The 23,452-nt window shown below is 38.8% G+C and carries 20 protein-coding genes and 3 pseudogenes; 12 read left to right on the top strand and 11 right to left on the bottom strand.

What is annotated here, in order from left to right; all coding sequences use genetic code 11:
• Positions 1–92: 92 nt before the first annotated feature.
• Positions 93–1,681 (top strand): annotated as a pseudogene (locus H3Z85_07925) (Na+/H+ antiporter).
• A gap of 196 nt (positions 1,682–1,877) precedes the next feature.
• On the top strand, positions 1,878–2,630 hold the full coding sequence (locus H3Z85_07920; GenBank protein QPQ53268.1) for a siderophore-interacting protein: 753 nt from the start codon (positions 1,878–1,880) through the stop codon (positions 2,628–2,630).
• 236 nt (positions 2,631–2,866) lie between these two features.
• Here H3Z85_07920 and H3Z85_07915 read toward each other — a convergent pair whose 3' ends face one another.
• The 4 genes and pseudogenes from H3Z85_07915 to H3Z85_07900 all read right to left on the bottom strand — a co-directional run bounded on the left by H3Z85_07915 (position 2,867) and on the right by H3Z85_07900 (position 6,504).
• The gene (locus H3Z85_07915; protein ID QPQ53267.1) at positions 2,867–3,832 is read right to left on the bottom strand and encodes a T9SS type A sorting domain-containing protein; all 966 of its coding nucleotides are present in this window, start codon (positions 3,830–3,832) and stop codon (positions 2,867–2,869) included.
• A gap of 32 nt (positions 3,833–3,864) precedes the next feature.
• Positions 3,865–5,271, bottom strand: coding sequence for a PorT family protein (locus tag H3Z85_07910; GenBank protein QPQ53266.1), 1,407 nt, complete (start codon positions 5,269–5,271; stop codon positions 3,865–3,867).
• Complete coding sequence (locus H3Z85_07905; GenBank protein QPQ53265.1) at positions 5,264–5,830, bottom strand: sigma-70 family RNA polymerase sigma factor; 567 nt, start codon at positions 5,828–5,830, stop codon at positions 5,264–5,266. The genes H3Z85_07910 and H3Z85_07905 overlap by 8 nt, the downstream gene beginning before the upstream one ends.
• Before the next feature lie 96 nt (positions 5,831–5,926).
• Positions 5,927–6,504 (bottom strand): annotated as a pseudogene (locus H3Z85_07900) (DUF4840 domain-containing protein).
• A 188-nt stretch (positions 6,505–6,692) separates the two neighbouring features.
• Here H3Z85_07900 and H3Z85_07895 point away from each other — a divergent pair.
• Complete coding sequence (locus tag H3Z85_07895; protein QPQ53264.1) at positions 6,693–7,184, top strand: cupin domain-containing protein; 492 nt, start codon at positions 6,693–6,695, stop codon at positions 7,182–7,184.
• A 74-nt stretch (positions 7,185–7,258) separates the two neighbouring features.
• Here H3Z85_07895 and H3Z85_07890 read toward each other — a convergent pair whose 3' ends face one another.
• Genes H3Z85_07890 through H3Z85_07880 form a run of 3 tightly spaced genes read right to left on the bottom strand, consistent with a single transcriptional unit; the run spans position 7,259 to position 12,968 of the window.
• Positions 7,259–8,674, bottom strand: coding sequence for a TolC family protein (locus H3Z85_07890; GenBank protein QPQ53263.1), 1,416 nt, complete (start codon positions 8,672–8,674; stop codon positions 7,259–7,261).
• Complete coding sequence (locus H3Z85_07885; GenBank protein ID QPQ53262.1) at positions 8,661–11,819, bottom strand: efflux RND transporter permease subunit; 3,159 nt, start codon at positions 11,817–11,819, stop codon at positions 8,661–8,663. Before H3Z85_07885 ends, H3Z85_07890 begins: the two co-directional genes overlap by 14 nt.
• 30 nt (positions 11,820–11,849) lie before the next feature.
• Entirely contained in the window at positions 11,850–12,968 is a 1,119-nt protein-coding gene (locus H3Z85_07880) for an efflux RND transporter periplasmic adaptor subunit (protein QPQ53261.1), read from the bottom strand.
• A 305-nt stretch (positions 12,969–13,273) separates the two neighbouring features.
• Here H3Z85_07880 and H3Z85_07875 point away from each other — a divergent pair, with 305 nt between their 5' ends.
• The gene (locus H3Z85_07875; GenBank protein QPQ53260.1) at positions 13,274–13,867 is read left to right on the top strand and encodes a PorT family protein; all 594 of its coding nucleotides are present in this window, start codon (positions 13,274–13,276) and stop codon (positions 13,865–13,867) included.
• 357 nt (positions 13,868–14,224) lie between these two features.
• Here the strand turns inward: H3Z85_07875 and H3Z85_07870 are convergent, their stop codons facing one another.
• Both H3Z85_07870 and H3Z85_07865 read right to left on the bottom strand, forming a co-directional pair.
• Positions 14,225–14,989 carry a response regulator transcription factor gene (locus H3Z85_07870; protein QPQ53259.1) on the bottom strand — a complete coding sequence of 255 codons (765 nt, stop codon included), beginning with the start codon at positions 14,987–14,989 and terminating at the stop codon, positions 14,225–14,227.
• Positions 14,986–16,104: a sensor histidine kinase gene (locus H3Z85_07865; GenBank protein QPQ53258.1), complete on the bottom strand. Its 1,119-nt coding sequence runs from the start codon at positions 16,102–16,104 to the stop codon at positions 14,986–14,988. The genes H3Z85_07870 and H3Z85_07865 overlap by 4 nt, the downstream gene beginning before the upstream one ends.
• 230 nt (positions 16,105–16,334) lie before the next feature.
• On the opposite strand from H3Z85_07865, the gene H3Z85_07860 reads away from it, so the two are divergent.
• The 6 genes from H3Z85_07860 to H3Z85_07835 all read left to right on the top strand — a co-directional run bounded on the left by H3Z85_07860 (position 16,335) and on the right by H3Z85_07835 (position 19,284).
• Positions 16,335–16,571, top strand: coding sequence for a universal stress protein (locus tag H3Z85_07860; GenBank protein ID QPQ53257.1), 237 nt, complete (start codon positions 16,335–16,337; stop codon positions 16,569–16,571).
• Positions 16,502–17,161, top strand: coding sequence for a universal stress protein (locus H3Z85_07855; protein ID QPQ53256.1), 660 nt, complete (start codon positions 16,502–16,504; stop codon positions 17,159–17,161). Before H3Z85_07860 ends, H3Z85_07855 begins: the two co-directional genes overlap by 70 nt.
• 222 nt (positions 17,162–17,383) lie before the next feature.
• Complete coding sequence (locus H3Z85_07850) at positions 17,384–17,893, top strand: hypothetical protein (GenBank protein ID QPQ53255.1); 510 nt, start codon at positions 17,384–17,386, stop codon at positions 17,891–17,893.
• Positions 17,890–18,237 carry a tRNA-binding protein gene (locus H3Z85_07845; GenBank protein ID QPQ53254.1) on the top strand — a complete coding sequence of 116 codons (348 nt, stop codon included), beginning with the start codon at positions 17,890–17,892 and terminating at the stop codon, positions 18,235–18,237. The genes H3Z85_07850 and H3Z85_07845 overlap by 4 nt, the downstream gene beginning before the upstream one ends.
• Before the next feature lie 15 nt (positions 18,238–18,252).
• Positions 18,253–18,954: a 3'-5' exonuclease gene (locus tag H3Z85_07840; protein ID QPQ53253.1), complete on the top strand. Its 702-nt coding sequence runs from the start codon at positions 18,253–18,255 to the stop codon at positions 18,952–18,954.
• A gap of 3 nt (positions 18,955–18,957) precedes the next feature.
• Positions 18,958–19,284: an SUF system Fe-S cluster assembly protein gene (locus H3Z85_07835; GenBank protein QPQ53252.1), complete on the top strand. Its 327-nt coding sequence runs from the start codon at positions 18,958–18,960 to the stop codon at positions 19,282–19,284.
• A gap of 147 nt (positions 19,285–19,431) precedes the next feature.
• Here H3Z85_07835 and H3Z85_07830 read toward each other — a convergent pair.
• Together H3Z85_07830 and H3Z85_07825 are read right to left on the bottom strand one after the other, a co-directional pair.
• Positions 19,432–20,270, bottom strand: a pseudogene (locus H3Z85_07830) (sulfurtransferase).
• Between the two features lie 174 nt (positions 20,271–20,444).
• On the bottom strand, positions 20,445–21,293 hold the full coding sequence (locus tag H3Z85_07825) for a hydroxymethylglutaryl-CoA lyase (protein ID QPQ53251.1): 849 nt from the start codon (positions 21,291–21,293) through the stop codon (positions 20,445–20,447).
• A 189-nt stretch (positions 21,294–21,482) separates the two neighbouring features.
• Between H3Z85_07825 and pepT the strand changes: the two genes are divergently transcribed.
• Positions 21,483–22,730, top strand: a complete 1,248-nt coding sequence (gene pepT, locus H3Z85_07820) for a peptidase T (protein ID QPQ53250.1) — start codon at positions 21,483–21,485, stop codon at positions 22,728–22,730.
• A gap of 6 nt (positions 22,731–22,736) precedes the next feature.
• Entirely contained in the window at positions 22,737–23,426 is a 690-nt protein-coding gene (locus H3Z85_07815) for an energy transducer TonB (GenBank protein ID QPQ53249.1), read from the top strand.
• Positions 23,427–23,452: the final 26 nt, after the last annotated feature.

Here is a 23,452-nt window from a genome sequence, read left to right as displayed (position 1 = left end):
CATTTAGATAAAAGTGATTCTCCTTCGTTTTTGATCTAAATCAAAGTTTCGCTTTTTTTCACTCCATAATTTTGCCGCATTAATAAAATAGCATGGCAGAACTTGAAAAAATAATATGGATTTCCATTATACTGATTGTTATCATTTCAGTAAAAGAGAAGCTCAGGCTCGCATTACCAATTTTGCTTTTGGTAACCGGACTTATCTTAAGTCTTACAAGGCTGGTTCCTTCAATTGATATGAGCCCGGAAATGATTTTTTATGTGGTTTTACCACCCATTTTATTTGATGCTGCCTGGAATACATCTATCCCTGAATTCAAAAAAGAGCTTTCAAAGATATCCCTTCTAGCAGTGGGGCTGGTATTTTTGACTACAACCATTATTGCATGTATTGCACACAGCATGATCCCAGGATTTTCATGGCCTTTGGCATTTATATTAGGGGCCATTATCTCACCTCCGGATGCTGTAGCGGCAACCAGTATTACCAAAGGACTTCCGCTTCCTAAAAAACTGGTTACCATTCTGGAAGGAGAAAGTCTTTTAAATGATGCATCTGCCCTTATAGCTTACAAATGTGCACTGATTGCAATCGTTAGCGACGTTTTCTCCTTTTCAAAAGCAGGATTTCAATTCATCACCATCAGTACAGGCGGAATTATCATTGGGCTGATTGTCGGCTATACTTTTCTTAAATTACATAAATTCCTGTACGGAAACAGTAATGTAGAAACTTTCGTTATGGTCCTATTACCATTTGCAACCTATAGTATGGCAGAACATCTTGAATGCTCCGGTGTCCTGGCAGTTGTCATATTGGGGATGTTTCTTTCATGGAATTCGTTTTCTCTCTTCAGCTCCAACAGCAGAATACAAATGAGTCATTTCTGGGACGTTATTGTGTTTGTCCTGAACGGGTTGGTATTTCTGATTCTCGGAATGCAACTTCCTCAGATAATTACAGATATTCCCTACGAGGATCTGCCTGTTCTAATTCTTTATGGTCTACTTATTTTCGGCGTTTTAATTGTTATCAGACTCTTTGTCATTTTTACTTTTCCACTGTTCTCTTCTCAGCAATCAGAAAAAGGTACAGGATTCTTTTCACAGGCAAAAAAGAATATATCATCTTATCCTGGTCCGGAATGAGAGGAGTGGTATCGCTGGCCGCAGCCCTGGCAATGCCATTGTATGATAATAATGGGGTTCCGGTACCTCAACGAAGTACAATTCTCTTCATCACTTTTGTGGTCATTATTTTTACTTTACTGATTCAGGGTTTGACATTACCTAAACTGATCCAGTTAATCAGGCCTGCCGAACAGGCTGAAAAAACAGAAAAAGAACTGAATGTATTACTGATCAACCAATCTCTCTCATTCCTGGAGAATATGAATTATAAGAATTCAATGACGGAGAATATTGTGGCAGGAATGATTAAAAAACTTACAAAAGAAGAACTTCAGCTTTCCCACAAAACAATAGCGCCCGCGAGAGACAGGATCGAATGGAGAAAAACGTATTTCAAAATTGAACTTGAACTCATCGATTTCCAGCGTACCGAGCTTATCAAAAACTATTATAAAGGAGAATATTCTCTTGAAATCATCCGTAAAAAGGAATGGGAACTTGATTTTTGGGCTACTACCGTCTATCATGAAATTGAAACATTGGAATAAAAAATTAAGATTTACATTGCTTTTTTGACCTAGGTCAAAGTTTTACATAGCTAACATGCCCAACTTTGCTTCATCAAAAATCAATAATCTTTTCTATCAGAAATGACCATGCCTGTAAAGTAATTGTTGTCTGCAGAAAACCTGATTTCCAGTAGAGCAATTGAATTTGAACTTTTATCTTAAAATGCAATTAAAAATGAACTCAACCGAAACGAAAAAAATCCGTTCTGTCTTTAGCGTTAAACGCAAGGAATATATTACGCCACATTTCATCCGTATTATATTTGATATCAAGGATTACCAGGCAGAATTATTATCCCATGTAAAATCAGGGTCCAACAATAAAATATTCATCCCCACATCAGATCCTGATTCACAAGACATTGTGAGAACTTACACCAACAGAAAAATAGATCTGGAAAACAAAGAACTGAGCATTGATTTCGTTGCACACGGAGACAGTGGTCCGGCATCAGCATGGGCGTTAAGAGCACAGGAAGGTGATTTTTTAGGAATAGGCATGAAAGAAAGTACCAAGCCTTTAGTTCCTGAAGCAGAATCGTATCTTTTTGTAGGTGACGCTACTGCCCTACCGGTAATTAATGCTATTGCAGAACAACTTCCTGCAGGGGTGAATGTGAAAATGCTTCTGGAAACTTTCGGAAAAGAAGATGAAATTATTTCCTGCTCTGCAGCCAATGTAGATCTTGAATGGCTGTATAATCAGACGCCTGAAAAAGGAAGCCTGCTTGCAGAAAAAGCCAGAGAATTCAAATTTTCCGAAAAGGAACAAAAAAAATTTATCTACGTGGCGGCAGAATATGCCACTGTAAAAAGCCTCAGAGATTATTTCAAAGCCGATCCCTCTTTTGATCCCCGTTCTCTGTATGCTGTTTCCTATTGGAAAGCAGGAATGTCTGAAGACCAGGCCGGACCTCATCAAAAATAGCTTTTTAAAAGGGTCATCCTGCTGCGAAAAGACGCAGGAGTATATTCCGGGCTTTATAGCTAAAGGGATTTCTCATTCAGATGCTACTGGAATGGCATTACATGCTATTGACGGGATGATTAATAAGCAATCCGTGCTGATGGCCGGATCCGGCTTTCTTTGATAAAAAAAACCGGTACAAATGAATTTGTACCGATCTAACCATTATTGAAACTAACGAAAAGATTATTTAATCTTTATTTTTTTATGAATTTATTTTTGTACACATTTTTTCCGTCTGCGCTCTTAGAAACAATAATATAGCTTCCCGGCAACAGATGGCTTACATCAATAGCCTGATTGTATCGATGATCTTTTCTTTGTAAAATAAGCTTTCCTGTCATATCAATAATTGAAACTTCTTTATATGCTTTATCGGATTCTTTTCCGATGTACAGGAATTGTGCAGTTGGATTAGGATATATTTTCAGCTGATTGTCCTGAGATTTTGTTTCACCGGTTCCCATATTTTTACAAAAAGAAAACTCACCAAAGTTTAATTTTACAAACGAATTGGTTCCCAGGAATTTGCATTGGTCAGGACAATATTCTGTACAGGCATAAAACCCATATTGTCCGGATTCTGTAGCTGAGAAAGAATCTCCTGTCGCTCCGCTGATTATACATGGATCTCCCGGTACTGGTGGAATGTTGCTCGGAAAACATTTATACCAGGTATGCACACCATATACAGCGGCAAAGACGTCATCGAATTTCACCGAGGCTCCGTCACATACATTGATTTCCCCCGCTCCAAGATCTTCATAGGTTCCCGGAGTAAGAGTGGTCATCATTGCAGGAAGTCCATATACAAAGCCGTCAGCCATGATCGCAGGACTTTCTGCAGTACAGTCACCTTGTGAGACTACTACTTTAAAGTAATACAGCTGATCGTTTCCGCTGATCGTTAATTGTTGGGAAGTCGCTCCCGGAATCGCAACCCAAGGATTGTTATTGGGTGTTTGCCAGGTCCATTCCTGCTTATACCACTGGTAGGTACCGAATGTTTGGGTAGAAAGTACTTCATCTTCCGATTCACAGAATAAAATTTTCCCCGGAGATTTTACCCCAAGCCTTGGGCTGGTAATGGTTGGGTTACATTGTGCCTTCATATTCAGGATGCTGAATAGCAGAAACACAAAAAAAATTAATTTTGTTTTCATAGTAATATTAATGTTGATGTTAAGTTTTATATTCAATCAAGCAACAGCCTGAGTCCGAATTTCATATTGAACTGCAGGGGTTTTTCCTTGTAAATGGTATTAGGGGCGGTTTCATCTTTGAAATGATATCCTATTCCCGGCTCTGCGTAGACACCCAGTTTATCAATGATCTTCAGCTGAAGTCCTACAGCAGTATTGACGGAAAACTGAAAGGGTTTATGGCTTAAGTTTTCCTTTGATGTTTCTTTAACCTCATCATCTACCACATAAGTTGTGGTGATATTTCCTGCAATTGGTTTTTCTACCAGTGCTCCTCCTGTAACATATCCTGTAAATCTCCCCTTACGGATTACATTATAATTGACCTGAATCGGAACTCCCAGATAATGAACCGACTGATCTCCTTTTATATAATTGTTATCAGTTCCAGAGTGAAGTTCGGAAGATAGTTTTGTATAATTCAATCCTGTGCCTATCCCCCATTTTTTTCCCAGGTTATAGTAGAGAGACAACCCGAAGGTCACCGGTACTTTATGCCTGATTCTCGCTTCTACCGGCTGGCTCTGATTGGCCAGTAATATGGCCGTTAAAGGGTTATCATCATACACTGATGCACTCCAGACCTGCTCAATATTCATAGGTTTTCCGCTGATGGAAGCATAGCCCGGGAACTGTTGTTCTGCAGCACCGGTTGAGGCATTGCCTGTGAGCATACTCAGCATCCACGACTTATCTTTATGAGATTTTACCGTTTTATTTTTGGAGAGGTCAGCATATTTTTCAACCGGTCTTTCCTCTTTAAATACAACTTCATCTGTTTTCTGTTCCCGGGTGGGTTCAACGATCTTCTCATTCAATTTAGGGACGTTCACAGCAATCTGAGCTTCTTTTTGCTCTGTTTCCTGAGTATTGGCAGTTTTCGCCATTTCAGGAAGATGAGGTATCAAATCGGACTTTTCTGCTCCGGAATTGACGAAATTTCTGCTTTTTATCATTTTCTCAGGAACGATGGCATTTAACACATTCTGAGCTAATGAAATTCCCGTTTCCTGTTGGGTGTATCCTTCTGAAATGGTGTTGTTTTCTATTTTTCCTGAGGTAAGATCTTGTCCTGACTGTTTTTTTAAATCTGACTTTTTCTGCGAAAACTTCTCCTTAGTCTCATGATCTGACCCACCGATTTTTAACATCAAAAAAAGCAACGCAATCGCTGCAGCAACACCTCCGATGCGATAGAATAAAGACCTTCCCGCACCATTCGTCCTAACGTCTCCTTTTGGCTCAACAGCATTAGCCTCAGGAGCGAATCCGGCGATTTCATCCTTCTCTTCTTTTCCGGAGAATAATTCATCGCTGATTTCATCCCACAACCCGTCAGGAACATCCTCTTCATGGTCGTTCATTCTGCTTCGCAGGTTATTTAACCATTCATTACTCATATTGTGCTTTTTTTGACGTTTTAAAATCTTTTATTTTCTGAATAAGCAGGCCTTTTGCACGGTGAAACTGCGATGCGGAAGAATTTTCGGCAATTCCCAAAAGCACAGCAATTTCTTTATGGCTCTTTTTCTCAAATACAAACAGGTTAAAAACAGTCCGGTATCCTTCCGGAAGTTTCCTGATCATTTCCATGATATTTTCGCGTGGAATCTCCTCAAAATCAGGTTCTTCTTCATTGGGAATATCAGGAAGGTCATTGATCTCTATATGGGAACTGAAGCTTCCTTTCTGCTTGATGTGTTTCAAAGCTTCATTGACCGTAATCCGTGTCATCCACGCTTTTAAAGATCCGGCTCCCCTGTACTCAAATGATTCAATGGAGCGGAACATTTTAATAAAACTATTCTGAAGGATATCATGGGCATCCTCTTTCTCAGCTACGTAACGGGAACAAACATAGGCCAGATTTCCGGAATAGGCTCCGAAAAGCTCTTTCCAGGCAGCTTCCTTCTTTTGCAAAAGATGTTGCACTAAAATCTGTTCCTTCGTTTCTTCCATATATCGTGAAGCCCTGTCTGGTTGAATATCTTTAAATTTTAGCAAAAATAGATTGCATCTTATAAAAGCGCAATCCATTTTTGGAAATATCTATAATTAGTTTTTTATGCAGAACGGAAAATTATAATTAATAGCCTCATAAGGTGTAAGGTCTGTTCCATCTACAGTAATTTTTTCTGCAACTATAGCGTATCTCAGGGATTGATCCATTCCTACAAAAAAGCCTTTCTGCTTAGCAACCAATGTCACCTTTGTATTTTTATTTGCTCCATCTACAGGAATCTTAAGCTCAAGTACTTTAGGAGTAAATACCAATTCCAATACATTGCTGGCCGTATTTATTGTAGCTTTATAATTAAGGTCATACTTTACTTTTCCCATTGTCTTCAAAGCTGTTTCTGCCTTTGCCGGATCTTTTATAACGTTTTTTACAATTTCACCGATCGGAAATTCTGCAAACGTAATCGTATCTTTTTTGCTGTGAAAGCCTGTATTTTTTCTGTTTTCACACTTCCCTGTACGGTAATAAGCTTTCCTTTATAATTTCCTTTAATATCTTCCATTTTTACCGGCGGAATATCCGGACCGTTATCGTTGTTACATGCTGATAAGGTAAAACCTGTCAATACGATTAAAAACACCATTAAAAATTGAGGTACTGTAAATTTCTTCATTACATTATTTTTTTCATTAAACATTAAAATATTTTCGAGTACTCAATTATATAAACCCCCATTTTTGAAAATCTTGCATGAAAATTTTTAAAAAAATTGTTTTTTTTCACAACGGCTTGATTGTAAGCAAAAAAGAAACTATATTCATCATTCAATTTGTAGGAAAATGCGTCATCAAAAATCACAATATGAAAAATACTATTCAAATTATTCATCATGATAAGGGCGAAACACTAGGTATTGCCGGAGGTAATTACCGCATCATTGTTTCCGGAGATCAGAATAATGATGCATACGCAGTTATTGAGATGCTTGTTCCTCCGGGCGGGGGCCCGCTTCCACATTCCCATCCTGATATTCAGGAAATGTTCTTTTTGGCGGAAGGAGAACTGGAATTTACAACCGAGACCGGAAAATCAATTGTTAAAAAGGGAGAATTTGTTAATATTCCCTTCAATGGAGGAATCCACTGTTTTAAAAATATTTCAGATCAATTTGCCCGTATGCTTTGTACTGTTGTTCCCGCAGGTTTGGAACAGGTATTCAGAGAAGTGGGTATGCCTGTAAAGCCTGGTGAATTTTTACCAGCTACACCGCCCACTCCTGAAAGAATTGCTTTTCTAAAAACTATTGATAACAAATATGGTTTGGCGACCTACCCACCGGATTATTTGGATTAGATCGCAGTTTAAAACTATTTGAATGAAAAAGGAAGCTATTTCCAGCTTCCTTCTCTTTGTTACCATTTACATTTTTATTGTACACCGCCGCCTAGTGCTCTGTACAAGTCAACCTCTGCATTTAATCTTTCAAGGGTAACGTTGATTGATTCAAGATCGTTCTGCAGTTTATTATTCTGAGCTGTAATTACCTCTAAATAAGTGGCCATCCCGCTTTTATAAAGTTTTAATGCATCATTGATGCCTTTATCCAAAATGGCTGTTCTCTGGTCTAAAAGCTGCAGTCTTTCGGAAGAACCTTTAGATTTTGCCATGGCATCAGACACTTCTGCTACCGCTGTCATCACTGCCTGTTTAAAATTTATTGCCGCTTTTTCCTGCTCTATTAATGCCGTTTCATACGCTGTTTTCAATTGTTTTTTCTGAAAAATCGGAGCGGCAAGATTGGCGGCAATTGCCTTGGTAATTGAACCCGGGATATCAAACCAACTGTTAAACTTATTAGAGTTAACTCCAATCTGCGGACTCAGGCTGATGCTTGGGTACATGGCAGCTTTTGCCAGTCCCGTTTTTGCATTCAGGCTGATCACATTGAATTCTGCTACCTTAAGATCCGGTCTTCGGCTCAACAGCTGTGCGGGCAGACCTTCTGATAAAGTGTTTCCGGGAATCATATTTTTCAGATGCCCTTCTCTTTCAATTTTAGAAGGATATTCTCCACACAGAATGCTCAATGCATTTTCCTGGATAGAAATATTCTGCTTTGCCAAAGGAATCAATAGCTCTGCTGTTTTTTTCTGAGCCTCCGATTGCTGAACTGCCAGTGAGTTGATCTGTCCTGCAGTAAACTGAAGGTTCATCATTTTAAGTGTATTATCACTCAGCTCAATATTTTGTTCAGCTATTTTCATCTGTTCATCAAGGCTGATCAGGTTGTAGTAAGCCTGGGCTACCTGAACGACAATACGGCTTTTGATTGCATTTAAATTTTCTTTCTGGGCGAAATATTCTGCAGCAGCTGATTCTTTCTGCATTTTGGCTTTTCCCCAAATATCAACTTCCCATGACAGTCTCAGAGTTGCATTAAAATCGTCTATATATTTCGTTCCTAAAAACTGTTCGTTAAGGGATCCGTTAAGACTGTTCTTAGAGGCCCAGCTTCTGTTGGCTCCTGCGCTGAAATCTAAAGTGGGCATCAGGGATAGCTTGGCTTGTTTATAGATCAGATCCAGCTGTTCTATATTCTTCAGGGCCACGTTCACTTCGTTATTTCTGGTTAACGCTTTATCAATTAATCCTACCAGTTTAGGATCTTTGAAGAAGGTTTTCCATGGAAGGACTACGGTATCTCCTGTTACCTGCACAGATTCTTTATATGTTTCCGGAACCTGAAGATCTGTTCTTGTATATTTTTTTCCTACGGCACAAGACACCAGTAATGATGCCATTGCGCCTGAAATAAGGAAATTCTTTATATTAAATATTCTCATTTGTCAATTGATTTTGGGTTACAGGATACTTCTTTTTGGATGAAAATTTCTCATCCAGATATTGGAAGAACATGTATAATACAGGGATTACAAATACTCCCAGAATTACTCCACTCAACATCCCGATCGCAGCACTTACACTGATGGACTTGTTTCCTGAGGCCATCCCTCCTGTTGAGATCATCAAAGGAATCATTCCTACAATGAATGCCAGTGAGGTCATGATAATAGGACGTAACCTTGCTTTTGCCCCTTCCAGTGCAGAATCAAGAATCGAAAGACCTGCTTTTCTACGCTGTACGGCAAATTCTACAATAAGAATGGCATTTTTCGCCAGCAATCCGATCAACATAATCAATCCTACCTGTACATAAATGTTGTTATCAAACCCAATCGCCTTGATTCCTAAGAATGCTCCTAACACTCCGGTAGGAATTGAAAGCATTACTGCTAAAGGAAGAATATAACTTTCATATTGTGCTGACAGAAGCAGGTATACGAAAAGCAAACACAACCCAAGGATGACAACGGTTTGATTTCCTGCTGATTTTTCTTCCAAACTTAAACCTGTCCATTCATAGCTGTAATCGGAAGGCAGTTTACTAAGCGTCTGCTCCATTTTATCCATCAGGGCTCCGTTACTTACTCCCGGTTTCGGCACTACATTGATATTTAAAGAGTTATACAAATTATATCGCTGGACAGATTCAGGACCGTAAACTTTTTTCAATGTGACCAGTGTATTCACCGGAACCATTTCCCCTTTATCATTCTTCACAAAAATATCGTTGAAGGCCTGCTCATCCATTCTGAAAACTCCGTCTGCCTTGATATTTACTCTGTAGAATTTTCCGAATCTGGAGAAGTTCTGAGACTGGTCTCCGGAGAAATACGTCTGCACTGTTCCTAAAAGTTGAGAAATACTTACTCCCAGCTGCTTCGCCTTATCTTCATTTACTTCAAGTTCAAGCTGAGGATAATCTGCCCTGAACATGGTATATGCATACGCCACTTCAGGAACCTGCATCAGTTGTCCGATCAGGTCATCGGCTTTTGCTTTAAGGGACTGCGGATCTCTACTCATACGGTCCTGTAACACGATCTCTGAGCCACTGGTAACCCCATATCCTTCTACCGGAGGCATTCTGAAGCTTATCACACTTCCTTCTTTAATTTCAGCCAGTTTTCCATTCACAATATTCATGATCTCATCGATATCCTGAACGGCTCCTCTTTCTTTTTTAGGTTTCAGCTTCACAAATCCCATTGCATATGCTGGTCCGGCACTGTTACTTAACAGGTTAAATCCTGTAATGGATGTATTTTCCTGAACGGCATCTACTCCTTTTAAAATTGTATTGATTTTATTCGAAACCTCTGTGGTTTTTGTCAATCCTGTTCCCGGCGGCATGCTTAATGAGTAAATAAAGAATCCGTCATCTTCCATAGGGACAAAACTCTTTGGGGTACTTGTCATTAACCAGGCGGATAATCCGATGATTCCGGCTATTAATCCGGCTGCAATCCACTTACGACCGATCAGGAACTTCACTCCTTTTGCATAACGGTTTGTCATATTATTAAACCCTGCGTTAAATGCTACTGCGAATCTCTGTCCGAAACCTTTTGGCTTGCCTCCTTCTTCTGCATGGTGGTTTTTCAAAAATACCGCACATAAAGCCGGCGTCAGTGTTAATGCATTAACTGCTGAAATGATAATTGCAATGGCTAATGTATAGGCAAACTGCTTATAGAATAATCCTGCAGATCCAGACATAAACCCGATAGGAATAAATACCGCAGACATTACAAGGGTAATAGAGATAACAGCCCCTGTAATTTCTCCCATCGCTTTATGGGTGGCGTCTCTTCCCGAAAGGTCTGTACCTTCCATATTACTGTGAACTGCTTCCACTACTACAATGGCATCATCGACGACAATACCGATCGCCAGTACAAGGGCGAAAAGCGTCAGCACGTTGATGGTAAATCCTAATACCAGAAGGAAGAAGAAGGTACCGATAATTGCTACGGGAACTGCAATGGCAGGAATAATCGTCGACCTGAAATCCTGTAAGAATATGAATACCACAATAAATACCAGGATAAATGCCTCAATCAGCGTTGATTTTACCTGACCTGTCGCTTCGTCCAGTCTTTCTTTGGTACTCATTACCTTGGTATATTTGATACCTGGAGGGAATGATTTTGACAACTGATCGATGGCTTTGTTTACTCCTATTTCAATTTCATTCGCATTTGATCCTGTAGTCTGCATAATTGCTACAGTAACGGCGTTCTTCCCATTGGAAAGGTTGTCACCGGTATTGTTGATAGATCCGAATTCTACACGGGCTACATCTTTAAGCCTGATCACTTTGGTCCCGTCATTTTTGACGATCATATTTTCATACTGTTCCGGAGTATTCTTTTTTCCTTTGTATCGGATTACATATTCCAGCGCCGCATTGGATTCTTCTCCCAGTTTCCCCGGGGCAGATTCCAAGCTGTGATCTGCAATTGCATTGGAAACATCAGCTGGAACCAATCCGTATGAAGACATTTTCTGGGGATTCAGCCAGATTCTCATGGAATAATCTTTGATCCCGAAAATCTGGGCCTGCCCTACCCCTTTTACCCTTTTAACTTGAGGAATAAGGTTGATATTGGCATAGTTCTGAAGGAATGTTTCGTCATATTGCTTATTATCTTCCGTATAGATATTGAAGATCAATACCATACTGTTTTGCTGTTTGGAGGTTGTCAGTCCCATTCTTATTACTTCCTGGGGAAGTATGGGAGTCGCCTGCTGTACTCTGTTCTGTACGTTTACTGCAGCCTGATCGGCATTTACCCCCTGTTTGAATATAACAGAAATGGTAAATGTTCCGTCGTTACTCGCTGTGGACTTCATGTAGCTCATGTCCTCCACTCCGTTAATCTGTTCTTCCAGCGGAGTTACTACCGAACGGATCACCGTTTCACTATTTCCTCCCGGATAAGATCCTGAGACGGTAATTGTAGGTGGTGAAATATCCGGGAACCTCGTCACAGCAAGCTGGTTGAGTCCTATGATCCCTAAAATAACAATGATAAGGGATATCACCGTCGCCAGTACAGGACGGTCAATTATCTTTTTTAACATTTTCGAATGATCTAAGAATGATTATAAAAATTATTTTGAAGGCATCACTTTTGCCACTACCTGAGCTCCGTCAGTAAGAGCATCGATCCTGTTGATGGCAATTTTATCTCCTGCATTCACTCCTTCTCTGATAAAGTAATCCTGGGAAGTACTTCCGGACACCTTGATCTGGGTCATCTTCACCTTATCTTTGCCTTCCAGTTTATAGACAAAGAATTTATCCTGAATATCTTTCACAGAAGTTTTAGGAAGTTTAACCACTCCGTCCAATGCATTGTGTATCATCACCCTTCCTGTTCCTCCAGACCTTAACAATTTATCAGGGTTCTGGAAAACAGCTTTCATCTGGATACTTCCGGTGGTTCTGTCGAAGTTTCCGCTGGCACTTTCCAGTTTTCCGGGTAATCCGTATTTGGAGCCGTCTGCCAGAATTAATTCGACATTTTCTGTCTTATTTCCTGCGGTTGCAGCTCTGCTGTGTGCTATAAAATCAGCTTCATTCATTGAGAAATATACATTGACTGTGTTGATGTTTGAAAGCGTCGTGAGCGGTGTTGCATCAGAAGGACTGATCAGGTTACCTACTCTGTTCGGAATTCTTCCGATATATCCGCTCACAGGAGCTTTGATATAGGTAAAGTTGGCATTGATCTTTGAAGAGCCTAATGAAGATTGAGCCTGTGCTACTTGCGCTGCTGCTGCTTTAAAATTAGCCTGAGCCGTTTTTAGCTGCATATCGGAAACTACTTTTCCTTCTACCAGCGGTTTTAATTTTTCGACTTCCAGTCTTGCCGTTTCCTGAGCAGCCAATGCTGCTTTTAAAGCCGCCTGATTCGTATTAACCTGTTCGTTATAAACCGACGGGTTAATTCTAAACAACGTCTGTCCCTTGGTAACATATTGTCCTTCTTTGATATACACGGCTTCCAGATATCCTGTGATCTGAGCTTTTATCTCTACATTATCCTGCCCTTCTATGCTTCCCGGATATCCGGTAGAAACGTCTTCATCACCTGACTTTACCTGAATAAAATCGGTAGGTAAGGCAGGCATTTGTTGGGAATTTTCCTGGGCATTTCCTGAACCGCAGGAATACAATATTGCTGCTGCTATCAGAGGAAGTGCCAGATATCCTTTTCTGTAATTCATAACATTTGATTTTAAATTTTACAGGAGCAAAATAAGGTCATATAATAAGGTTATCCACTCAGAAATCGGGTGAACCGTAATTAATGGCAGGTGAACCGTATGATACGAAAAATGAAAAGAAAAGTGCCTGTTTATGCAGTTTGAAGCCATAAAAACGGTTCTTTTACATTTAATCAATACAAAAATACGGTTGGCATTTTAATTTCTACGGTTCACTTGTAAAACTTTCAGTCAAGGATATTCTGCACTCTAATTTCGCATTGTTAATCAACCCAAAAACAAATCAATAATTTAAATTTTATCAAATGAAAAAGTTTTTAGCAATCACAGCAGTAGTATTAGGATTGGGATTACAGGCTCAGCAAACCAAGGACACAAAAAAAGATTCAGGTATTGAACTGATTCCTAAAGTGGGAATTACTATCGCTACACAATCGATTAAAAATATGGATGGCGAAAAGTCTAAAACATCATTTCAGGCTGGTCTGGGCGTGAATATCCAGACGGGATTACAAAATTTTTCTGTACAGCCGGAAGTCAATTTTATAAGTAAAGGAACCAGGATCAAAAACCATTTTGGAAACCAGACCTACAACTTCAATTATATCGAGATTCCGGTGCTGGCAAAATACAGTTTCGGCCCGGTATATGTAAATGCGGGACCTTCAATTGGTTTTCTTGTAGGAAAAAGTGATAAAATAAAAGCAGCATACGGAAAAACAAAAACTTTAGATTTTGGATTGCAGATGGGGGCAGGAGTCGCTATTCCTGCAGGTCCGGGAAAACTTATTGTAGACGGAAGATATAACCTGGGATTGAGCAATATTTCAGACGAAAAAGGAGTGAATGTAAAAAACAGAGGGTTTGCTGTTTCATTAGGGTATGCGATTCCTTTGTAAATGTTTTTTATTGAACCACAAAAGTCACAAAAGCTTTTTAAATTTTAAAGTGACAAATTTTGAAAAAATAAGTACACAAAAGTTTTTAAAAATCTACGATTTTCTTAAGTGAACTAAAGAGCCCCCAATAAATCATAACTGTTTCTTTATATCCTGATCCCTTCACGAACTACTCATGAAGGGATTTTTGAATGATATGACACATGAGAACAGGAAAAATAAAAGTTGCCACTTTCAGGCAACTTCAAATTTTAGAAAGGTAATTGGAGGCTGAAGTGTATTAGACATTAGATAAACCATTGTCATTTACTTTTCAGGCTTCAGGAGCTTTTTTCTTCCAGTCTCCGACTTCCTTTCTTAATAATCCATCCATGATTTGAAAATAGAAGCTTTTTCCCGGCTTACAATCACTTCCATATCCGGTTGTTTTCTAAGTTCCAGCTTGAGCTTTCCATTAAAGTGATTAAACACCTGCTTTACAGAATCGATATGAATGATAAACTGTCTGTTAGCCCGGAAAAATATTTTTGGATCGAGTTGTTTTTCAAGTTCTTCCAGAGTTTGAGGAATATTTTCAATAATTCCGCTGTTCAGCATGGCTTTACTGATTCCCAATTCAGTGTAAAAATAGAGAATATCTTCGGCTAAAACCGTTTTATATCCGTCTCTGTGCGGGATAAGGAAACGTTTTCTGTAATCTTTAGGCTGAAGATAATTGAGCAGGCCTTCGATGGCTGACCCTACAACGGGCACGGATTCCATAAAGGTTTCATAGCGTTTCAGGGCGGCATCAAGCTCATCCTCTTCAATAGGTTTTAAAAGGTAGTCGACACTGTTATATTTAAAAGCCTGTACAGCATACTCATCATAAGCGGTGGTAAAAATAACAGCGCTTTTTATTTCATGTTTATTGAATATTTCGAAGCTCAGTCCATCGGCAAGACGGATATCCATCATAATAATATCCGGAACAACATTGTTCTGCAGCCAATCTACTGTTGAGGTAATGGAGTCTTCTACAGATAATATTTCGAGGTGGGGCCTTAACTTTAGCAAAAGTCTCTTGAGCCTGTCTGCATTGGGTTTTTCATCCTCGACTATTAAAATTTTATTTATCTTCATATCAACGGAAGTTTTACAATAAATTTATTTTCAGTTTTTTCTATAATGGGTTTTGTGTATCCCAGGATCTCATATCTGGCAACGATATTGGTTAACCCAACTCCTGAAGAATCCGGCTTATTGATCAAGGGTAAAAAAGTATTGGAAACTACGAGTTCTTTATCTGAAGTGGTGTAAACCTCTATTTCCAAAGGATTTGATTTTGAGGTTTGATTGTGTTTAATAGCATTTTCAACAAGCAACTGCAGAGATAGCGGAAGGGTATACATATTTCTGTACTCTTCTCTGATATCAATTTTAAACACTACACCTTCGCCTATTCTTTTTTCAATCAGGAAAATATAGGATTCTAAAAATTTAAGTTCTTCTTCTACAGCAATAATATCTTTCTTTGAATTCACCAGCAGATACCGGTAAACCCGTGCAAATTTCTCTGAATATTCATATCCGAGCTGCTGGTCTTCGAGGATCAATTCAGAAAGGACACTTAGGTTATTAAAAATAAAATGAGGATCAATCTGGAGTTTAAGTGCCTGCAGTTCTGCTGCCATGGCGGCCTGTTTATGTTTGGAGGCTCTCAGTTTATGCTGTGCTGCTTCAACGGCTGTTTTTTTCCAGTTTTCCAGCAGGTAATCTACAGTATTGAAAGCACTGATTGTAAGTGATACTACAATATTTGTGGCGATCCATTGTCCCAGCAAAGTATATTCCTTGCGGGTATCCATTTCCGGTATATTATCTGAAGTACAATCCACAATGAAATTAATAATCATCACCATCACCACACTTCCGATAATCTGAAGAACACCCTGAACAAGCAGTCTTTGTACCGTTCTGTCTTTCCAGGGAAGCAGCTTATTGAGACTTTTATCAATAAGGATACTTACTTCTGAGATAATCGCCGAAAAGAAGAATACCCACAAAGCATCTTCAATGATCATTTTAAGAGGAGTCTCCAGGTAATTTTTCCAAACAGGATCAAAGGGATCAATAAGATAAGAAAAAAGACAGAACGTCACGATGGCGACGGCCCAGATAGCCAGTCTTCTTTTCATTGCTGAAAGAAATTTTTTATATCGTACTATATTTTTCCTGATGGTAGAAATCCTGTTCATGTACGGAATTTTGTGAATGTAAATATAGAAATAGATTTAGTAAAACACCTGTGCATTCTGGACGAGACCGCTAAAACCGTAAATGAAACGTTAAATAATACCGTTCAAATGGAAACAAACGCTTCATCACCGGAAAAAGACATTTCATCATCATTTTATGCAATGTCACATTATTTTTAATAAGTTCTGACCTTCTCCGATCCTACTTTTGCTTCATCAATTTCATTACAATGAAAACAATAGTTGTATGTACAGATTTTTCCCCGGAAGCAGAAAATGCAACCCATTACGCTGCTTCTATGGCAAAAGAAAATCAATATAAAATAGTGCTTTTTAATTTGCAGAGCGTCTCCATTCATGCCTTAAATGCCCAGGCCTCTGCAGATTTTTTTTATATGTGCAAACGCTTAAGAATCAAAAAAAACTTGAGGATAAAGCTTCTGAGCTCAGTGAGTTATATTCTATAGATGCCAGCCATTATCTGGCATCCGGAAATTTTATTGAAGAGCTTCATCGTTGTATCCAAAACACAAACGGCGATTTTATAGTGATGGGAATGGCAGAAAAGACCCTTGAACAGCGGCTTTTGGGAAATACCGTAACGATGTCCATTCATAAGGTCAAAAAGCCTGTTCTCATTATTCCTGCCCATATTGAATACACCGGTATCCGAAAAATTCTTTTCGCTTACGATCATCACAGAGGGATGACGTGGTCTGCGATGAATGACATTTATAATTTCGTCAATGAATTCAGTTCCGAAATTGAGGTATTCAATGTGAGTGAAAGTCTGGAAGATTTCAACGAAGTCATTCATGATATTGATCTGAATTCCGGATATGATCTTGATGATATCAAATACAGTTTCAAAATGATTCAATCCGCTGAAGTCATCAAGGCTATTGAAGAAGAAGTAAAGCTTACCAATCCGGATCTACTCACTATGATTCCTCACAGATACAATCTTCTGGAATCCCTGTTTCATCGAAGCAAGACCGCCAGTATGGCTTATAAAAATAAAGTTCCTTTATTATCAATCCCCTTAAACATAGATTAAGAATCAATAAAAATCTGTCAGCATTTGAATTATCCTTTTTGCCTTTTAAAGGCTAAATTTTACACTTAATCTGTTTGTCAGGTTCTGAATAATTCAGAACCTGTTTTTATTAATCGATTGGTAACAGATAATCCGATTTAAAATTTTTACCGTTTTTTAAGACTATCAGACTTTTCCTTAATTCTCAATATTTTAATACATTTGTTATAAAACATAAGCCCAATGAATTTCGAACAGGTTAATCTACACCTTGAGGCATATAAAGAACACAACCAGATCCTGGATGCGGCCAGGTACCTGATTCATTCTTTTAATCTGGAACATGAAAACTTTGCGGGGTTTGGATTCAGGCAGGAGTTATCTCCTACTTCAATGCTTCTTACTGCAGAAGGTGAACTTGGAGGGCCACAAAAAGTAATGATTCCTCAAAATTTATTTGATTTTGATCTGAACCTTGTATTGAACATGGTCGCCCATGAAATGCTTCATGTAAGACAAAAAGCTCCGGGTCAAGTGATAGAAGATAAAAATGAAAGAGAGTTTCAGGCCTATTACGAAATGCTTTTCCATAAAGTGTTTCCACAAATTCCGGAAGTTTCAGATTTTCATAAAAAATTCTTCGGTGGAAAAGCGTTGGAATATTATAAAAGAATGGGCGAAGGCTCCATTCTACAACAAAAATATGCAGAACAGAAAACAGAAGTTGAACAATTAATTAATACATTACCATGACAACAAAACCAGACATCACCTGGGCAGATTTTGAAAAAATAGATATCCGATGCGGAACCATTATCTCCGTGAGTGATTTTGAAAAAGCAAGAAACCCTTCCTATCAGCTGGAAATAGATTTTGGAGAGCTGGGTATCAGAAAATCATCCGCGCAGATTACTTCCTTATACGAAAAGGAAGAGTTAGTAGGCAAACAGATTTTAGCCGTAGTTAATTTTCCTAAAAAACAGATTGCCAATTTTTTCAGTGAATGCCTTGTGCTTGGTTTATATGGAGAAGATAAAAAAGACGTTACACTTTTAAGTCCTTCATTACCCACCAAAAACGGTATGCAGGTAGGATAAGCAAAAAAAACACTCATGATACAGAACATTCCACTAGAGAGAGTATTATTTCTTGATATTGAGACCGTTCCACAGGCCGGATCCTGGAACGAATTATCCGAAACCGATCAGTATCTCTGGGACAAAAAAACAAAATTCCAGAGAAAAGAAGAGGTCTCGGCAGAAAATTTTTATGAAAGAGCCGGCATTATGGCTGAGTTCGGAAAGATTATCTGCATCACCATCGGAATGGTTGAGAAGAATGATACTCTGAAAATTAAAAGCTTTTCGGGGCATGATGAAAAGAAAATGCTTCAGGAGTTTGGAGAGATTTTCAACAGCCCGAGACTTTACAATGTGATCCTCTGTGCTCACAATGGGAAAGAATTTGATTTTCCGTGGATTGCCAGACGTTATCTTATCAATGGAATGCAGCCTCCGGCCCCTTTCCAGATGTTTGGAAAAAAACCATGGGAAATTCCGCATATCGATACTATGGAACTTTGGAAATTCGGGGATTATAAAAGTTTCGTATCCCTGGAATTGCTTGCTCATGTCTTTGGTATTCCTACTCCGAAGGATGATATTGACGGTTCAATGGTTTCATCAATTTACTACATAGAGAAAGACTTGCAGCGAATTGTTGACTATTGTGAAAAAGATGTCTTAACTTTGGCAAATATTTTCCGGCGTATGCGTCAGGAAGATTTGTTGAAAAGGAATATCAATCTAGATTAAAAAATGAAATTTACAGACGATCAAATTGCTGACATTGGTGAGGAAATCATCAGCGTACTAAAAACCGTATACGACCCCGAAATTCCGGTAGACATCTACGAACTGGGGCTGATTTATGACGTACAGATCTCCGATGATGCCGATGTAAAAATTATAATGACCCTTACTACCCCAAACTGTCCTGTTGCTGAAACCCTTCCACAAGAGGTAAAAGATAAGGTAGCGGAAGTAGAGCATGTAAAAAGTGTTGATTTGGAGCTTACTTTCGAACCGAGCTGGAATAAGGATATGATGAGTGAAGAAGCCAAGTTTGAATTGGGAATGCTTTAATAAAGCAAAAAGCCGGAAGAGAGAGGCTGGAAGCGACAGCATATTCATATAATTTGTTACAACCTGTTGCAGAAATTATATGAGCAAAAAGATTCAGTTCTCCTGAGTCTTTAATAACTTCCCTCTTCCGGCATCCTGCTTCCATATTTACTTATAATCTTTTGCAATTTCTTTTCCTTCCCTTCTGCTCCACTCACTCCATGAACCTACATACAGATCAGGAATTTCAAATCCGGCATGAGCTAAAGCTAAAATTGTGTGGCAAGCAGTCACTCCCGAACCGCAATGGATAATCAAATGTTCCGGTTTTCCCTGTAATAAATTTTCATATTTAGCCTTTAAAACTTCAGGGCTCAGGAATCTCCCGTTCTCATCAAGATTCTCAGAAAACGGAATGTTAATAGCTCCGGGAATATGTCCGGCCACCAAATCAATAGGTTCGGATTCTCCCCTGTATCGGTAGGCATCTCTCACATCAATCACTGTAGAAGATTCATTTTTCAACTCATTTTCAACAACTTCCAGCCTTGAAACAGGCAGAGACCAATCTTCTTTTTTAATCGATGGGGCTTTTTCAACCATTTCTTCTCCGGATGAAAACTCTACCTCACTTTTCTCTGCAGCCTGCATCCCGCCATCGAGGACCTGTACATTTTCGAATCAAAAGATCTTAGCATCCACCAGGCTCTGGCAGCTGCATTCGATCCGTTCTTATCATCATAAACAATAATGTGGGCATCTTCAACAATCCCCAGTTCAGAAAGCGTTTCCGCAAATTTCTCTAGTGCCGGAAGCGGGTGTCTTCCTCCAAATGCAGCGTCTTTCCCTACCTCAGCCAAATCTTTATCCAGATCAATAAATCTGGCGCCTTTGATATGTTTTTCAAGGTAATTTTGCCTTACCTCTTTTCCTGTTCGTGCATCGAGGATGATAAGATTTTCTGTTGACAATGCTTTTAATTCGGAAGGAGAAATGATTGGAGACATTATATTTTTGTTTTGGTTGAATGTAATTAGGTTTTGGCTAAAGCCAATTGATTCCTGTTATAGTAAAGCGGGCTAAAGCCCGTTCCTATTTATGTTTTACTTTCACGCAGGATTTACAGATTTCGATTTTATTATCTGTAATTTTTTTAAATCTGCGGGCGTTTTTAAACCATTTTAAAAATGGAAAATATCCTTCGCTTTATTATAAGAGCTTTCAAAGTTTAACAGGTTCAGCTTATGGTCTGCTTTTTCAAGACTCATAAAGTTGATGACCTGTTCTGTAGGCATATTTCCTACCAGATCATCCTTGGCCATAGGGCATCCTCCGATTCCTTTGATAGCACTGTCGAATCTTCTGCAGCCCTGATCATAAGCTGCCTTCAGTTTAGAATAAGAATCTTCGTAACGGTTATGAAAATGCCCGCCAAAGTTGATTTCAGGATATTTTGAAGGAATTTTTTCAAATAAAAGACTGATTGTTTCAGGAGTTGCTACGCCTGTTGTATCAGAAAGCAGAATATCTTTGATCCCTACTTCTGAGAATCTCTGTGCCCAATGGTCTACATCTTCCCATTTCCACATTTCGCCATACGGATTCCCGAATGCCATTGAAAAATAAAGATTCAGCTGTTTTCCTTCGCTTTTTACCAGTTCCAGCATTTTGATAATTTCATCAAAAGCTTCTTCCTGGCTCTTGTTGGTATTTCTGTGCTGAAAAGTCTCAGAAATCGAGAACGGAAACCCAAGAATATCCACTGACTGGTGTTTCAAAGCTTTTTCTGCACCTCTGTAGTTTCCGATAATGGCAGAAACCTTAGTCTTAGAACGCGATTTATCAATATGTTCAGCCACCTCATCAGAATCAGCCATCTGCGGAATTGCTCTTGGAGAAACAAAACTCAGGCAATCCAACACGTCAAAGCCAACATCCATTAAGGAGTTGATATAATCTATTTTTTTATCAGTAGGGATAAACTCTCCCCAGCCCTGCATGGCATCTCTAGGACATTCTGTAAGAAACATTTTTACTTTTTGATTTTCTCAAATATAATAAAACTAAACTACTTGGTATACTGTACATACAAAACTAACATTATTTTGATTTTCAAAGTTTTATATCCAATTTATAATTTCAATAATTGATATTCAGTCGCAAATAATGTTTTCTGAGCATCAAATTTGCTAACTTTGTTAAAATTTATGATAAATCTGATGAGTACAATAGAATTCAACCCAATGTGGAAAGATAAGTTGCTGAACCGTTTTCTCAGCTATGTAAAAATATATTCAACAAGTGATGCAGAAAGTGAAGCTACACCTTCTACACCGCGCCAGTGGGATATCGCAAACTATATCACTGAAGAGCTGAAAACAATCGGTTTGGAAAATGTTTCAATAGACGAGAACGGATACATTATGGGATATGTTCCTTCGAATCTTGAAAATGATGACAGACCGACGATCGGATTTATTTCTCATTATGATACTTCACCTGATTTCAGCGGCGAAAACGTAAATCCTCAGGTTTGGGAAAATTATGACGGGAATGATCTTCTTTTGAACTCAACGACAGGATTCACTTTGTCGCCTTCAAGATTTGAAAGCTTAAAAAAATATGTAGGTCAGACGTTGATTACTACGGACGGGAATACCCTTCTTGGTGCTGATGATAAAGCAGGATGTGCCGAAATCGTAACGGCAGCTGAATACCTGATTGCCCACCCTGAGATTAAGCACGGGAGAATTGCCGTAGGATTTACTCCTGATGAAGAAATCGGAAGAGGTGCTCATAAATTTGATGTGGCGAAATTTGGTGCTGAATGGGCTTATACCATGGACGGTGGTGAAGTAGGTGAACTTGAATATGAAAACTTCAATGCTGCAGGAGCCGTTGTAAAAATCCACGGATTAAGTGTACACCCTGGTTATGCGTATGGTAAAATGATCAACGCGGCTTTGCTGGCTGCTGAGTTTGCCCAAATGCTTCCTGCCAATGAAACGCCTTCCACTACTAAAGGTTTTGATGGGTTCTATCATTTAATGGATATTACAGCTGATATTTCTGAAGCTAAACTTCAATATATAATCCGGGATCACGATGCTGATAAATTTGAGGCAAGAAAGAAATTCATGGAAGAAAAGGTAGCTGAATTCAACCAAAAACATGGGGAAGGAACAGCTGAAGTGGTAATCAAGGAACAGTACAGAAACATGAAGCAGCAGTTTGAAGGTAAGATGCATATCGTAGATCTTGCAGCAAAAGCAATGACTGAAGCAGGTATTGAGCCTAAAATCAAAGCGATCAGAGGAGGAACAGACGGAGCTCAGTTATCGTATATGGGGCTTCCTTGTCCGAATATCTTTGCAGGAGGAATCAACTTCCACGGACCGTACGAATATGTAGCCCTTGAAAGCATGGAGAAAGCTACGGAAGTAATTATTAATATTGTAAAAGCGTAACGAGTCATGAAAAAGTTCTTAGCATTTGCATGTATTTTCACTTTTATTTTTAGCAGCGCCCAGATTTCCGAATTTCAACGGGCAGATTCACGTTATGAAAGAAAAAAGACGGCTTTGTATAACAAATATCCGAAGCCTAATGATTTAAGAACTAAGAAGGAATGGCTTCTTACCGAAGATAAGATAAACTCCTATAAAGCTGCTCTGGATAAGCTTTCATTGGAAGACAAGAAAATGATTGCCGCAGATCCGCCTACAAAGTCTAAAGTTACTAAAGAAGCCGACTATGAGCAAGGTAAAGCTTCTTTTCAAAAGCTTTTAACCGAATCGATTGATCTGGCTTTCTTAAACTTTTCTTCTGAATCTTATAAAGCAACCCTCAGTTTTGTAGTAGACTCTAAAGGGAATGCTCTGGATGCTCAGGTAAAGGGAAATAATGAAGATGTAAACGCATTCATAGAAGCCGCTTTTTATCGCATTAAGGATAAAGGCAAATGGAAACCAGCGGTGGCCAACGGAAAGCCCGTATCGTCTGCAGTTTCGATACCAATGTCTTTCAGTTTTAAAAATAATATAAATAACCCGCAACAACAGCGGGTTATTTTTTTCACCATTTTCATGACATTCCTTTATTTCCAGAATGAAAATACAAATCATTCTGAAAATCATTATGTTGCCAACAATAATTTAATTTGATTCTTTTGTAGACATTAAATAATTCA

Source organism: Chryseobacterium indologenes, assembly GCA_016025055.1.
Taxonomy (GTDB): domain Bacteria; phylum Bacteroidota; class Bacteroidia; order Flavobacteriales; family Weeksellaceae; genus Chryseobacterium; species Chryseobacterium indologenes.
The sequence above is the reverse complement of the archived record's forward strand: the minus strand, read 5'-3'. Positions and strand labels throughout refer to the sequence as shown.

Coding starts and splice junctions, on each gene's coding strand:
- H3Z85_07880 (QPQ53261.1), bottom strand. CDS start 12,968: ATGAATTACAGAAAAGGATATCTGGCACTTCCTCTGATAGCAGCAGCA.
- H3Z85_07835 (QPQ53252.1), top strand. CDS start 18,958: ATGAAATTTACAGACGATCAAATTGCTGACATTGGTGAGGAAATCATC.
- H3Z85_07860 (QPQ53257.1), top strand. CDS start 16,335: ATGAAAACAATAGTTGTATGTACAGATTTTTCCCCGGAAGCAGAAAAT.
- H3Z85_07875 (QPQ53260.1), top strand. CDS start 13,274: ATGAAAAAGTTTTTAGCAATCACAGCAGTAGTATTAGGATTGGGATTA.
- H3Z85_07825 (QPQ53251.1), bottom strand. CDS start 21,293: ATGTTTCTTACAGAATGTCCTAGAGATGCCATGCAGGGCTGGGGAGAG.
- H3Z85_07840 (QPQ53253.1), top strand. CDS start 18,253: ATGATACAGAACATTCCACTAGAGAGAGTATTATTTCTTGATATTGAG.
- H3Z85_07910 (QPQ53266.1), bottom strand. CDS start 5,271: ATGAGTAATGAATGGTTAAATAACCTGCGAAGCAGAATGAACGACCAT.
- H3Z85_07885 (QPQ53262.1), bottom strand. CDS start 11,819: ATGTTAAAAAAGATAATTGACCGTCCTGTACTGGCGACGGTGATATCC.
- H3Z85_07895 (QPQ53264.1), top strand. CDS start 6,693: ATGAAAAATACTATTCAAATTATTCATCATGATAAGGGCGAAACACTA.
- H3Z85_07815 (QPQ53249.1), top strand. CDS start 22,737: ATGAAAAAGTTCTTAGCATTTGCATGTATTTTCACTTTTATTTTTAGC.
- H3Z85_07870 (QPQ53259.1), bottom strand. CDS start 14,989: ATGAAGATAAATAAAATTTTAATAGTCGAGGATGAAAAACCCAATGCA.
- H3Z85_07915 (QPQ53267.1), bottom strand. CDS start 3,832: ATGAAAACAAAATTAATTTTTTTTGTGTTTCTGCTATTCAGCATCCTG.
- H3Z85_07905 (QPQ53265.1), bottom strand. CDS start 5,830: ATGGAAGAAACGAAGGAACAGATTTTAGTGCAACATCTTTTGCAAAAG.
- H3Z85_07845 (QPQ53254.1), top strand. CDS start 17,890: ATGACAACAAAACCAGACATCACCTGGGCAGATTTTGAAAAAATAGAT.
- H3Z85_07920 (QPQ53268.1), top strand. CDS start 1,878: ATGAACTCAACCGAAACGAAAAAAATCCGTTCTGTCTTTAGCGTTAAA.
- H3Z85_07850 (QPQ53255.1), top strand. CDS start 17,384: ATGAATTTCGAACAGGTTAATCTACACCTTGAGGCATATAAAGAACAC.
- H3Z85_07865 (QPQ53258.1), bottom strand. CDS start 16,104: ATGAACAGGATTTCTACCATCAGGAAAAATATAGTACGATATAAAAAA.
- H3Z85_07890 (QPQ53263.1), bottom strand. CDS start 8,674: ATGAGAATATTTAATATAAAGAATTTCCTTATTTCAGGCGCAATGGCA.
- pepT (QPQ53250.1), top strand. CDS start 21,483: ATGAGTACAATAGAATTCAACCCAATGTGGAAAGATAAGTTGCTGAAC.